At 40.2% G+C, this 12,463-nt stretch carries 13 protein-coding genes; 6 read left to right on the forward strand and 7 right to left on the reverse strand.

What is annotated here, in order from left to right; all coding sequences use genetic code 11:
• Nucleotides 1-5 precede the first annotated feature (5 nt).
• Nucleotides 6-944, reverse strand: a complete 939-nt coding sequence (locus ED605_RS05830) for an AvrD family protein (protein WP_121977965.1) — start codon at nt 942-944, stop codon at nt 6-8.
• Between the two features lie 156 nt (nt 945-1,100).
• Between ED605_RS05830 and ED605_RS05835 the strand changes: the two genes are divergently transcribed.
• Both ED605_RS05835 and ED605_RS05840 read left to right on the forward strand, forming a co-directional pair.
• The gene (locus ED605_RS05835) at nt 1,101-1,412 is read left to right on the forward strand and encodes a winged helix-turn-helix transcriptional regulator (RefSeq protein ID WP_121977966.1); all 312 of its coding nucleotides are present in this window, start codon (nt 1,101-1,103) and stop codon (nt 1,410-1,412) included.
• 276 nt (nt 1,413-1,688) lie between these two features.
• A complete protein-coding gene (locus ED605_RS05840; RefSeq protein WP_121977967.1) occupies nt 1,689-2,144 on the forward strand; it encodes a hypothetical protein in 456 nt (151 codons plus the stop codon).
• 98 nt (nt 2,145-2,242) lie between these two features.
• Here ED605_RS05840 and ED605_RS05845 read toward each other — a convergent pair whose 3' ends face one another.
• A complete protein-coding gene (locus ED605_RS05845; RefSeq protein ID WP_121977968.1) occupies nt 2,243-2,809 on the reverse strand; it encodes a DNA-3-methyladenine glycosylase I in 567 nt (188 codons plus the stop codon).
• 313 nt (nt 2,810-3,122) lie between these two features.
• Here ED605_RS05845 and ED605_RS14740 point away from each other — a divergent pair, with 313 nt between their 5' ends.
• Together ED605_RS14740 and ED605_RS05855 are read left to right on the forward strand one after the other, a co-directional pair.
• Entirely contained in the window at nt 3,123-3,599 is a 477-nt protein-coding gene (locus tag ED605_RS14740; protein ID WP_225419055.1) for a DUF6978 family protein, read from the forward strand.
• A 30-nt stretch (nt 3,600-3,629) separates the two neighbouring features.
• Nucleotides 3,630-4,445, forward strand: a complete 816-nt coding sequence (locus tag ED605_RS05855) for a DUF1828 domain-containing protein (protein ID WP_121977969.1) — start codon at nt 3,630-3,632, stop codon at nt 4,443-4,445.
• An 82-nt stretch (nt 4,446-4,527) separates the two neighbouring features.
• Here ED605_RS05855 and nrdG read toward each other — a convergent pair whose 3' ends face one another.
• The 4 genes from nrdG to ED605_RS05875 all read right to left on the reverse strand — a co-directional run bounded on the left by nrdG (nt 4,528) and on the right by ED605_RS05875 (nt 9,185).
• On the reverse strand, nt 4,528-5,115 hold the full coding sequence (gene nrdG / locus ED605_RS05860; RefSeq protein WP_121978313.1) for an anaerobic ribonucleoside-triphosphate reductase activating protein: 588 nt from the start codon (nt 5,113-5,115) through the stop codon (nt 4,528-4,530).
• Nucleotides 5,093-7,282: an anaerobic ribonucleoside-triphosphate reductase gene (gene nrdD, locus ED605_RS05865; RefSeq protein WP_121977970.1), complete on the reverse strand. Its 2,190-nt coding sequence runs from the start codon at nt 7,280-7,282 to the stop codon at nt 5,093-5,095. The genes nrdG and nrdD overlap by 23 nt, the downstream gene beginning before the upstream one ends.
• A gap of 211 nt (nt 7,283-7,493) precedes the next feature.
• Nucleotides 7,494-8,267 (reverse strand): ABC transporter permease, encoded by a 774-nt coding sequence (locus ED605_RS05870; protein WP_121977971.1) that lies wholly within the window; start codon nt 8,265-8,267, stop codon nt 7,494-7,496.
• A gap of 6 nt (nt 8,268-8,273) precedes the next feature.
• Entirely contained in the window at nt 8,274-9,185 is a 912-nt protein-coding gene (locus ED605_RS05875; RefSeq protein ID WP_121977972.1) for an ABC transporter ATP-binding protein, read from the reverse strand.
• 389 nt (nt 9,186-9,574) lie between these two features.
• Here ED605_RS05875 and ED605_RS05880 point away from each other — a divergent pair, with 389 nt between their 5' ends.
• Together ED605_RS05880 and ED605_RS05885 are read left to right on the forward strand one after the other, a co-directional pair.
• Nucleotides 9,575-10,261 (forward strand): type 1 glutamine amidotransferase domain-containing protein, encoded by a 687-nt coding sequence (locus ED605_RS05880; protein ID WP_121977973.1) that lies wholly within the window; start codon nt 9,575-9,577, stop codon nt 10,259-10,261.
• A 98-nt stretch (nt 10,262-10,359) separates the two neighbouring features.
• Complete coding sequence (locus tag ED605_RS05885) at nt 10,360-10,650, forward strand: hypothetical protein (RefSeq protein ID WP_121977974.1); 291 nt, start codon at nt 10,360-10,362, stop codon at nt 10,648-10,650.
• A gap of 117 nt (nt 10,651-10,767) precedes the next feature.
• On the opposite strand, the gene ED605_RS05890 is transcribed toward ED605_RS05885, so the two are convergent.
• The gene (locus tag ED605_RS05890; RefSeq protein ID WP_121977975.1) at nt 10,768-12,156 is read right to left on the reverse strand and encodes a sugar porter family MFS transporter; all 1,389 of its coding nucleotides are present in this window, start codon (nt 12,154-12,156) and stop codon (nt 10,768-10,770) included.
• Between the last annotated feature and the right edge of the window lie 307 nt (nt 12,157-12,463).

A 12,463-nucleotide genomic window follows, 5' to 3' on the forward strand; every position in this document is an offset into this window, starting at 1 on the left:
ACTTATTATTTCCCCCTCAATAACTGATGTGCCATTTTTGCTTTGAATTCTACAAAATGATTAACGTCAGACGCAGCTACATTTAATGTTCTCCAATTGTCACCATGCATATTTAGCAAATTGGCTTTTTTAATTTCCAGCTCTAAACCAATTTCTGAATTAACACGATATAATTTATGAATATTTAACCTTGCTGTTATTTTTCTTGCCCAAAAATTAGCCGATTCTCTGCGTGAAATACCATCAAAATGATACGCATCAACTTCTGCAATTTGAGCAAAGATAACCAACCACGAAAGTAGTGAAGTATACTGAGCAAAAGAACTTTCAATGCCGATATAACTCTTTAAACTTGTTGCTAAAACTGCTGCTTGGCAACTCACAAGATTTTTATCTTTAAAAGTGATATGATTAATGTTGTTACTTAAATCTCGATAGTGATTTTCAAAAAAGATGGTTGATAATTTTGAATCTAAGCTTTGACGTAAACTACCGTTAGACATTACAGCTTTCTGATAGTAAAACATTAGTTCAATTCGCATGTTTTCAACGTTCCCTTGAATTGTGTAATAATTTCCATCCTCTACCATATTATGAAAACTAACGTCAATATTGTCTAAATTAGTTACCGGAGAATTACCCATTTTCATAGTAAAGCTTGCAAGAATCACATTAGCTAATTCAATTTCAGGATGATACTTTTTAAAAACTTTACTTGAAAAAAGAACAGAAATTATTAAAGCGTCAATACTACTTAAGTGTTGTTCGAGAGGCATACCCCTTTCCTTTACAGACCAACTTTTGACTTTGGAAATTTTTGCTTTTCCACACCATCCATTAGCACATCGTTGAAAACGTAAAATCTTATGTTGAACTTTTTTGTATCCTTCCCCAAAGTATCTTTGATGATAGTCACCCAATAATTTATCAATTTCATATTCCATAAAACTCACCCCATGAATATTAATTTGTTGATGTGCTAATATTAAGACATTAACTTTATTAATTAAAGTAGGGAATTTTTTTAAACTTTATTTTACTATTTAAACTTACTTTATTTTGTTAAAGTAGACCAATTAAAGAAAGAAGTGCGATTAATTTTGGAAAAATACACGTTGGAAGACTGTCCAATTCAACCAGTGGTCAATGTAATTAGCGGTAAATGGACATCCTTAATCCTTTGGGAAATTTCCCAATCCCATAACCACTATGGCGATCTCAAACGCCAACTAGAGGGCATTAGTACCAGGACATTGGCTACCCGTCTCAAGACGCTCGAAAAACAAGGGATTCTGGACAGGAATGTCTTTCCAACCAATCCACCCACTGTCGAATACGTCTTAACAAAAAAGGGAATGGATTTGGCACCGGTTCTCTATGCGATGCGAGACTGGTCGGAAAAGTATAACTAGACCAATTTATGAAAAAACAAAATTAAAAGCGTCAATTTACGTAAGATAACTAATTATCTTTATGTAAACTGACGCTTTTACTTAGTTATATTTTTAGAATACAGACCATTAAAGGGAATATTGTCGACAATACCCTATTGCAGACAAAGCATTCAGATTGCACAACATTAATTACTTTGCCTACTCAATCATTTTAAATGCAGCTAACTAAATCGCCATAACCTTATATTGACAATTAACGTTGGAATAGTATGGTTAGTTTAGGGGGTAATTTAAATGAGCTTTAAAAAATGGCTAAGCTTTATTTTGGGTATGCTACTGCTAATAATCGGACTGGTTTACGCATTTCAAAGCAACGTCTCGGCGGCCTCACATTCTTCAAGTCAAACTAGTTCGCCTAAATTAACGCAGTATTTTGACGTAAAAATCTACAATCGATCTCAAAAAATCGTAAAAGAAATGAACTCACTGAAGAAGAAGGGGATTGAAATGGCCTTGATACCACTTCCCTACACAGCATTTGTCAAAGCGACTACCGGAAGCCGCGTAATTGTGCGTCAAGGCAAGTTAATTCTTTTTGATCAGGTAGTTAAACATGGCGTTGGTTTCTTAAAAACTAATCCCAAAAAGTCATTCAACGTTGACCGTCCGGTAACGGCCTATGCTAAACTCCCTCACCACTCTGTTTCAAAGGTGGTTCATTATCAATTCCAGGATTATCCGGGCTATTAAGTTTCGTAAGTCACTCAACCGGAAGAAGTGTTGGAATAAGCATAAAAAACTCCGAGAATTAAGTTTCCCGGAGTTTTTTCTTTGGCAGACGGCCATTTTCAAAACGCATTATACAAAAAACAGGTGGTTTCATGATCATTGACCAACCCGGCAGCTTGCATAAACGAATACACTGTGACCGGGCCGGCAAACGCAAATCCGTCCTTTTTCATTTGCTGACTCATTGCCTTAGCTACGGGAGTCGTCGATGGGACTTCCTCGTGAGTGGTATAAACATGTTTAATTGGCGTATTGTCAACGAAATGCCAAACGTAATCATTAAACGACTGACCGGCAGCTACCTGTTTTGCAATAATTTTTGCATTGTTGATAATGGCTAATAGCTTTCGCCGGTTTCGAACGATCGCCCGATTAGCCATTAATTCCGGCAACTTTGGTTCGAAGTACTGAACCGTCTGGAAATCGAAATGGTCAAATGCTTGATTGAAAGCGGCCCGTTTATTCAAAATCGTCTGCCAACTCAAGCCGGCCTGCATCATTTCCAATGAAAGCAGTTCAAACAATTTCTGATCTTCATGACAGGGGCGTCCCCATTCCTTATCATGATAGTCCCTCAATAATTGATTATCTGTCTGTGCCCACGAACAACGCTGAATTTTTTTCATAGTGTTTTGCTCCCTTCATTACTAATTTATTTGTGCGCTTAACTAAGCTAACTCTAAATTATTCCTGTTGGACTGATACTATTCACAGGTCGTGCCTCATATGTATTTTTTAAATATTGAAATGCATAAGATACATCAAAAACTAAATGTGCTCTGCTTTGATCAAATTTGGTAACAAATTTAAGATACAAACGATTGTCTGAAATGAGGTTGGTACAAAACGGTAAATATATTATAATTTTATCATGAATAGTATTTTAGTCATCATATAGGAATGCGACTTTCAAATTATTACTCAACGAGGTCCTAAATCATGAACTTACAGTTAACCGATGTAGAAGCTAAACGACTAATTAAGATGCTAAAAGATGTTTTGCAAGCACATGAAAAAACGCTCCATGAACGTGATAGTGGTAAATTCATGTTACAATCAAATCAAGCAGATGGAAAAAGAAAATTTCAAGTTAATTATTTTTATGCAACAGACGATATTCACCTAAATTTAATTGATTACAAAACAAAACATACATTAGTCCGAATAAATTTAGATTCCCGTTTTCACAACAATTCAAATGGAAAAGTATATGGGCATAGAATCGAAATTTTTTCAGAACAAGAATTTGTTAAGAAAAACGATGGTGTTACACAAGTTAAGGCTTATAAGTTACCAATGCTTGGATTACGAGATACGAATGATTTTATCCAGGCTTTAAACGAATTCTTGAAATATATAAATGTTCATTCGACCGATAAAATTAAAATATCTATTGAAGCACCATTAGATATTTAACATCATGTGAACACAGAAAGGGGTGCTAAAATGGGAAATACTTTAAGCAAACAAATTGATAACATTGCGTCAGAGTGGCTAGACTTCTTAAAAGAAAGCCACCAATTTAAGATGGCCAACGACCACGAGTTACGAGTTAACACCCCTTTTGTTGATCCCTTTGGCGATAGTATTGCATTAATGATTACGCAAAGCGGCACAAGTTATACAGTCTCTGATCAAGGATATACCATTTGGAACTTAAGTGTTAATGGGGTTAATCTTACTGACAAACAATCAAATAGATTTAGAATTATGCGCTCAATATTATCCAAAAATAGTGTGAGCATTTCCCAGGCAAACCATGAAATCTATAAAGTAGGGTCTAGACAGGATATTTCACAACTTATTAATGATGTTACTCAAGCAGTTATTCAAGTATCTGACCTAGCATACAGTAACAGAAGCAATACTAGAGAGATGTTTCTCGACGATGTAAATTCTTACTTCAACTCAAACAAAGATTCTTTTAGCTATTTGACCGGAATGTTTTTGCAGGGTCAATCGCAACTTAAGTATAAAATTGATTTTATTTTCAACTTAACTGTTAAGCATAGAAAATTTGCCAATGTGTATAATTCGCTCTCTAAATCACTAGTAGAGCAACTAATTGGTATTTGGTCTGATACTTTAGAATATCGTAATTCTCAGGGAAATAATAATGTGCCACTCAATATTATTATTCCTAAAATTGATTCAAAACAGCAACAATTTGCAGATAATCTATCTCGTCACGATATTGAAGTTATTCCGTTTGAAAATAAAGATAAACTAAAGGAAGCTTTAGGCATCAAGTCATTAAGATAAAAACTGTCCCTTACTCCAAATTGAGCAAAGAACAGCTTTTTTAATCCTTTTAATTCACTTATTCAATCGTTGGAGGAGTCAACTACCGGCGCAATTTATCCCAAATCACCACTTGGTTTGTTGCCAATGACTTGGGCACATCAATAATCCGCTGATTGGCGCTGCCACGAAATTGAAGCGTTAGATCCTTTTGAGCCAACAGAAAACGGCCATCAACCAGAATATCCAAATAGCTGAGCAAGGCCAATTTATCTTCAGATTCTTTCATTAATTCATCCCAAGTGTAGCCGGTCCATGACCAGATATCTTTAGTATGACCAAATTCTCGACGAACACGCTTGGCTAATCTAAGACAAACTTGGGTGTTCAAAAACGGCTCACCACCAAGCAATGTCAGCCCCTGAACGTAGCTTTCCGACATGTCTTTAATAATTTGATCTTCCAGCTCTTGCGTGTAGGGATGCCCATAATGAAAGTTCTGGGCGACCTTGTTATAGCAGCCGGGACAGTTAAATAAACAGCCGGAAACATATAAACTGCAGCGTACGCCCTCGCCATCCACCATGTTAAAGGGCTTGTAACTGGCAATGTATTGCTGACTACGATCTTTTGCCAACCATTGTTTGGGTTTCGGGTTGTTGGGCAGTCTAGTCTTGCGTATCTGTGTCATGTTCAATATCACCCAACCTCATATTTTTAACTCGAGACGCAATTTCTTCGTGGCGACCGTGAACCATTGGTCGAATCTGTGGGTTACCCAAATAACCACACGTCCGCTTAACGACATCGCAGGTCTTTGGATCATGATTACCACATTCCGGACATTCAAATCCCCTGGCAGTCGGCTTGAAATCACCATCAAACCCACACTTATAACAATGGTCAATTGACGTATTGGTCCCAAGATACCCCACGTGATCATAAGCCCAATCCCAGACAGCTTCCAAAGCGGCCGGGTTCTGCTTTAAGTTAGGGTACTCGCAATAATGAATGAACCCACCGGCAGCGTATTTTGGATAGGCTTCTTCAAAGGCCAATTTCTCAAACGGGGTTGGATTTTTGCGAACATCATAGTGAAAGCTATTCGTATAGTATTCCTTAGACGTGATATCTTTGATTTTGCCAAATTTTTCGGTATCCAACTCACAAAAGGTATCGGTTAGAGACTCAGCCGGGGTGGAGTAAACGCTGAAATGATAGTCATATTGCCTTTCCCACTTTAAGCAGTAGTCATGTAGGCATTTGACGATTGAGACCGTAAAGTCATGGGCTTCCTGATTATGTTCCCAGTTTGGTCCGTAAAACTCAGTGCCGACCTCGTAAAGCCCGATGTAGCCCAAGGAAACCGTTGCCCGGCGGTGAGTAAATAGCTCATCAACCGAATCCGTATCCTTAAGTCGCTTACCAAACGCACCATACTGGTATAAAATTGGGGCATTTTTGGGTTGGGCCTGTTTACAACGGGCCACTTTATTTAACAGCGCCTTTTTAGCAATCCCCAAACGATCCTGTAAGATTTCCCAAAAGACAGCCTTGTCTCCCCGGGATTCAATGGCAATCCTGGGCAGATTAATCGTCACAACACCCAAGTTCATCCGGCCACTGTTGACTTCCTTACCATTCTCGTCACGCCAGCCCTGAAGAAAGCTGCGGCATCCCATCGGCGCCTTAAAACTACCGGTTAGCTCAATAATTTTATCGTACATTAAAATATCCGGATACATTCGTTTGGTAGCACACTCAATTGCCAACTGCTTAATATCATAGTTCGGGTCGGTCGGCTTAAGGTTCAGTCCACGTTTTAGCGTAAAAATCAATTTCGGAAAAATCGCTGTTCGATGTTGCTTACCCAATCCTTTAATCCGAACTTCTAAAATCGCCTTTTGAATTTCTCGTTCAATCCAGGAAGTTCCCAAGCCAAAGCCGACCGTTGTAAAAGGTGTTTGGCCATTGGATGAAAATAGCGTGTTGATTTCGTATTCCAAGGCCTGCATGGCATCGTAAATGTCTTTTTGCGTCTTCTCCTTGGCAAACGCCTCCCGTTTATCGGGTGCAAGCCAACGTTTGGCTTCTGCTAAATGTTTCTGATAATTCAACTTGGCAAACGGCGCCAGTAACTCATCCGCACGATCCGCTGAGCAGCCGCCATATTGGCTGGAAGCCACGTTGGCGATAATTTGGGACATTTGGGCAGTTGCCGTTTGAATCGACTTAGGCGGCTCGACATCGGCATTCCCGATTTTGAACCCGTTATTTAACATGCCTTTAAAATCAATCAGGCAGCAATTAGTCATCTCCGTCATTGGTGAATAATCCAAATCATGATAGTGAATATCACCACGCAAGTGAGCTTTGGCGACGGTTTCCGGCATCATTGTCAACCCCAGTGATTTGCCAACCATCCCGGCTGTTAAATCTCGTCTGGTGCTAAAGACGTTGCTGTCTTTATTGGCATTTTCATGAACGACCGTTTCACTCTTATCAAACAATTGACTCAGTTTGGTTGACGGATTAATCGCTGCCCGCCATTTTGCCTGATCCTTTTTCCGATATTGCTCGTAACTGGTCAGCAGGTCCGCTTGGCCCATCTCTAACAAGACGGTTCGAAATACCTCACGAATTTCCTGGGTTGTGACTTGGTTTTTAAACCTGGTTAATCGGTCAAACAACCGTTGTTTAAGTTCGGCTTGAACCGCCGGGTCATCAGTCAATGCCTCGGTAACCAGTTTAATTTTATAAGGATAAAAGCGGCTCTTTTCACCGTCTGCTTTGATCACAGTTAGACTATGAAGTTCGGTTTTATCTTGATTGGTGGTTTCAGTCTTAATGTAATCCATCGAATCCCTTCCTTTAAAAGCCCAAAATTTAGTTAACATTGTTCATTATAGTCAAAAAATAATTCAAGTAAAGACTTTAAAACACAATATGTATGTGTTATGAGGATTGGAAGCACTATATGTTGTGCCATAAGATTGTTAACAACTCCATAGCAAAAGCCGTCAACCACTTTTAACGTGATCAACGGTTCTCGAGAACTTTTTATTTTTTCTAAACACTACGCCGTTTAAAGACAACGTAACTAATGGCCAAAAAGATCACCATATAGACCAGACTGCCCATCAACAGTTCATTAGTTGATAACAGCGTTAAATGCTTGAAATCCGGACTAACGACTTGGTTCGGGTAGTTCATCATGTTTAGTGGATTCCACTTCAACCATGTCCACTTCTTAATAATAATGGTTAAGATTGAAGACACCACATTAATGGCAAAATAACCAATAATCCCAACCGAAATTGCGGCCGCTGAACTCTTAAACAGATTGGCAATTAAGAGCACCAAACTCAAAATGAGCCACAGTGCAACAAAGCCGGAAAGCGACGTATATAGTGCTGTCAATAAAATACTGTGTTTATTTCCGTAAGTTTCACTTAATTGGAACGTATTGTTAAAGAGAATGAATTTTAAAATCAGGGAATAGACAAACACCAATGCGATAAAGTAGATGGAATAAAGCACCATGGTAATCCATTTACTAATCAATACTTCTCCCCGATAGTACTTCCGGTAAAGCAATTCTTTAATCGTGCCGTACTGGAATTCCATCGAAATAATGGAACTGGAAGCCGCAATCATAAATAAAACGACCCAGTTAAACCCAGTGAATTGCTCAATAAACATCGACTTTGGTTCAAAAGTGCTTGGATGACTTTGACTAACCACCGCAAAAACCGTCATAATAATCAGCAAAAGCACTGATGTGGCCCACGTACTCTTCTTATGAACCAGTTTAAAGATTTCCTGTCTGACTAACGTAATCATATGCGCTTAGCCCTCCTTTACTTTGTCATTCTGCAATAAATCAAGCAATGAGGTTTCAAGGTCGCTATGCACGTGTTTGACATCCTCAATCTCAATTTCGTTAGTTGACAGCAGCTTGATAATATCAGCCATCTTCGTTTTCTCATCTTCGACCACGCTTACATGGTCAGAGTCGATTAATTGATAACCGTTCTGTGACAAAACTTCTTTAGCTTTAGCATCATCAGAGGTCTGCAGAACCATCGATCGGGTGCTGCCACTCTCCAAGGTCGCCATATCGCCGCGATAAACAATTTGTCCCTTGTCGATGACAACCAGATCATCAATTAATTTTTCCAGCTCGCTTAAAATATGACTGGAAATCAAAAAAGTGGTGCCTTGCTTGGCCAAATCAAGAATAATGGTTCGCAAATCCTTATTTGCTTGGGGATCAAGACCGTTCATCGGCTCATCAAGAATGATCAGCTCGGGATGGTTAACCAGTGCCAGCGCAATCCCTAACTTTTGTTTCATTCCAAGAGAATAGGTTTTAGCCTTTCTCTTTATGTATGATCCCATTTTCATCTTGTCAACAACGTCCATAATTTGTTGTTTGGAAACGTTATCGTTTGAAAAAAGTTCCAAATGCTGCAAGCCACTCAAAAACGGGTAAATGCCGGGGTATTCAATTAATGCCCCCACTTTTTCAAGTGCCTGGTGACTGGTTTGTGAAACTGGTTGGCCAGCCAACGTAATCTTACCGCTGGGATAACTGAACAAGCCCAAAATTGCCTTCATGATTGTTGATTTCCCGGCACCATTTGGGCCAACCAAACCAACAATGTGTCCCTTTTCAACAGAAAAAGAGACGTTTTTTAGGACTTTCTTGGAACCGAAGTTCTTATTAAGCCCCTCAACCTCTAAAATTGTGTCTGCCATGTTTTCCTCCAATTCAAAATACATCTACACACCCTAGTTACTTAGGACTGTTTCGCCAAATAATCTGCTACGTCTAAGGGTTCGAATAGCCAAAAGCCAAACCCGGCCTTTTCGCCTTTCGACGCCTTGGCCTTCGCAGATTAACCATTTGGCTCCACACACTGTCCATTAGTTGCTATCAGCTCACGACAATTGATGATTAGTTACGATTCCATAACCAATCATCGTAAGCTGTGTTGATAGTAACATATCTTTGAAAAAATCGCCAATGGCCTTTCGGATTTTAATTGCAAACGAGCTATCCTTGCGCTATTACTTAAAAGGTCTAAAATACAGATGTGGCATATGCGAATCCATTATTACCATTCCAAAGCGAGGTAATTCAGTTTATGACAAAAGCTTTAATCGTAGCGACTAATACGCCTAAATTTGATAACGTCAATCGGGCGACCGGTCTTTGGTTGCGAGAAGCGACCCATTTTCAACAAGTCATGCAGGATAACGAAATTGAGGTAGCTTACGCTAGTCCCAAGGGTGGCTACATCCCTCTCGATCCACTATGTCTATCTGGTGATAACATGGATCAGATTGATTGGACCTTTTATCTTAATGATGAGTTTCGAAATCACTCCCTGGCCGCTTCAATTGCTCCGGATAAAATTAACCCGGAGGATTATCAAGTTATCTATTTTGCAGGTGGTCACGGTGCCATGTGGGATTTTCCTGAGAATAAGGCCCTGGCCAAAATCGCTGAACAAGTGATGGGCGCTGGTGGTATCGTATCAGCGAATTGTGTCGGCGCAACGGTGCTCCTGGCAATGCGGACAGCTACCGGGAAGCGATTTACGACCGGTAAAAAGTTGACCAGCTTCACCAACGACGAGGAAGCTTTAAACGGGTTAACCAGTGAAGTAAAGTTTTTGCCGGAAGATGAGTTGAAAAAAGCCGGGGCCGACTTCGTCAAGGGTGATCCGTTCCAGCCAAACGTTGTAGTTGATGGCAACTTAATCACGGGACAGAATCCAAATTCAGCAACTGCAGTGGGAGAAGCCGTCATTAAAGACTTACTAAAATAACCACTTTGAATAGTGTGTGAGGCAAAATGGTTCATCTACGAACCCTTCTTAGACGTAGGTGGCTTATTTGGTAAAACCGTCCTAAAGGAGCGTGCACTGTGACAATCTGGACCGATCGACTTTTTTACCTGTTAGGGGTCGGCGTTTTAATTGGCGGCCTTCTATGGGTAAGCCTTAAAAGAAGTCACTACCAAGACCACCAATTGCTTGTCGACTGCCTAACAGTTGGCTTAATCTTAACTGGTTTATTAATTAATGGCATTGGGGTTTATTTTTTGATCCAACCTTTCTATGATTTCGGACTCTCATTGACTCTCAGTCTCTTTGCAATTATCATTGGCGGTCTTTACTTATTAGTTGCATTTATTTTTCTTATTCGAAAAAAATAAAGTTGATTGGCTTCAAACATTCTGTCTGAGTCAATCAACTTTATTTAGTCTGATGGGGCAGTGAAAATGTCAGAAACGCCCGCGTTTTTGCAATGAGTTAATCGTGATGCTGTCAGACTACTTATTAGTCCCCTGCTCCTCAATTTCTTCCAATGTCCGACCCTTGGTTTCAGGAACGGCCCGTAGGATAAAGAGCACACCCAGCATACAAATGATACCGAAAATAGCGAAGACGGCATCTTGTGGCATATGAGCGGTCATAATTGGGAATAACAACCCAACCGCAAAGGAACCAATCCAGTTAGCAGATGAAGCGGCACCGGAAGCCCGACCTCGAATGGCTAGTGGGAAGACTTCCCCGACAAGTACCCAAGTTAATGGTGCCCATGTAAATGAGTAGGCAGCCACGTAAAGACTTAGGAAGACCACAATCATCATTGGACTGGCATTTGGAATCAGCACATTAATAATTGCCGGCAGCAGGAAGGATAGCCCCATGACAGTGCCACCCATAATTAATAAAGTCCGCCGGTTGAACTTTTCAGCAATCGCAATGTAGACCAGTGATCCAATGACCAGAATAGCGCCTTGAATAATTGGCCACATCAAGGCTGAACTGGCAGCCTTTCCAGTCGCTTTTTCAACAATTAATGGAATATAGTAGAAAATTGCGTTAGCGCCTTGGAACTGCTGGAAAGCTGCCACACCGATTCCGGCAATGGCAAGGTAACGGTATTTGCCGCTGAAAACAGTTGCCCAAGAGGTTGCTTTGGCAACCTTCTTTTCTTCATTCGCCGTTTGCTTGATCTGAGTTAACTCACCATCAATTTCTTTATCATTTTCTCGAATATAGGTTAATACCCGACGCGCATCGGCTTCACGGCCCGATTTAACAAGGAACCGTGGTGATTCCGGCAATTTATAAACTCCGAAGAACAGGATAATTGCTGGAACAGCAGCCAAACCTAACATTAACCGCCATGCCCAATTTTCAGGCAAATCTTTTAACAGAAAGTCAACCACGTATGACAGCAGCATCCCGCTCACAATCATCGTTTGGTTTAACCCGGACAAGCTGCCTCGGGCTTTGGCTGGCGCCATTTCAGACATATAAGCCGGTACCAGAGCCGAAGCTGCACCAACTGCCAACCCAAGGAAGACCCGTACTGCAATTAAATAGTACTCGCCTTGATGATTTGGTGAAATTCCTGAAAGAATTGACCCAATCGTGAAAACAATGGCCGAAAGCAAAATCATTTTGCGTCGGCCCAACTTATCCGACAATTGACCGGCCAACGCGCCACCAAAAATTGCGCCCAACATGACTGAAGACGTGATCCAACCGACAATTCCGGCTTCGTTTTGAAGTCCCCAGTCAATTTGCAGGAACGGCAACGCCCCCGTCATTACACCAATATCGTAACCAAACAAGATGCCACCAAACGACCCAAAGAAGTAGATAAACTTGCTTGAAATTTTCTTTTCTGTCGCAACAGCTTTTTCCATCTTCATTCTCCTTAACCTATAAAATTCTTAACTAGTAACTACCACCCATCTCAAAAAGCTGAAAGGGGTTACATAACAAATCAAATAAATCCTGAACAACTTTTATAGTAACGCATCTCACATCGGCCCTACTATAACAACGCTTACAACTTTGATTATTGCTCAACTCTTATATATTCAATAAACTTGTAGCGTTTACATGTTGGTATATTATCTCATTTGTACGGATAAATCAACCATAAAAACTGATTATCTGACAAATAATTTAACGATGAACGAAAAAAAGCTTTCACCTCAACGTTTCTGG

Source organism: Lentilactobacillus raoultii (genome assembly GCF_900411375.1).
In the GTDB taxonomy this organism is placed as follows: Bacteria; Bacillota; Bacilli; order Lactobacillales; family Lactobacillaceae; genus Lentilactobacillus; species Lentilactobacillus raoultii.

Coding starts and splice junctions, on each gene's coding strand:
- ED605_RS05830 (WP_121977965.1), bottom strand. CDS start 944: ATGGAATATGAAATTGATAAATTATTGGGTGACTATCATCAAAGATAC.
- ED605_RS05840 (WP_121977967.1), top strand. CDS start 1,689: ATGAGCTTTAAAAAATGGCTAAGCTTTATTTTGGGTATGCTACTGCTA.
- ED605_RS05845 (WP_121977968.1), bottom strand. CDS start 2,809: ATGAAAAAAATTCAGCGTTGTTCGTGGGCACAGACAGATAATCAATTA.
- ED605_RS14740 (WP_225419055.1), top strand. CDS start 3,123: ATGAACTTACAGTTAACCGATGTAGAAGCTAAACGACTAATTAAGATG.
- ED605_RS05855 (WP_121977969.1), top strand. CDS start 3,630: ATGGGAAATACTTTAAGCAAACAAATTGATAACATTGCGTCAGAGTGG.
- nrdG (WP_121978313.1), bottom strand. CDS start 5,115: ATGACACAGATACGCAAGACTAGACTGCCCAACAACCCGAAACCCAAA.
- nrdD (WP_121977970.1), bottom strand. CDS start 7,282: ATGGATTACATTAAGACTGAAACCACCAATCAAGATAAAACCGAACTT.
- ED605_RS05870 (WP_121977971.1), bottom strand. CDS start 8,267: ATGATTACGTTAGTCAGACAGGAAATCTTTAAACTGGTTCATAAGAAG.
- ED605_RS05875 (WP_121977972.1), bottom strand. CDS start 9,185: ATGGCAGACACAATTTTAGAGGTTGAGGGGCTTAATAAGAACTTCGGT.
- ED605_RS05880 (WP_121977973.1), top strand. CDS start 9,575: ATGACAAAAGCTTTAATCGTAGCGACTAATACGCCTAAATTTGATAAC.
- ED605_RS05890 (WP_121977975.1), bottom strand. CDS start 12,156: ATGGAAAAAGCTGTTGCGACAGAAAAGAAAATTTCAAGCAAGTTTATC.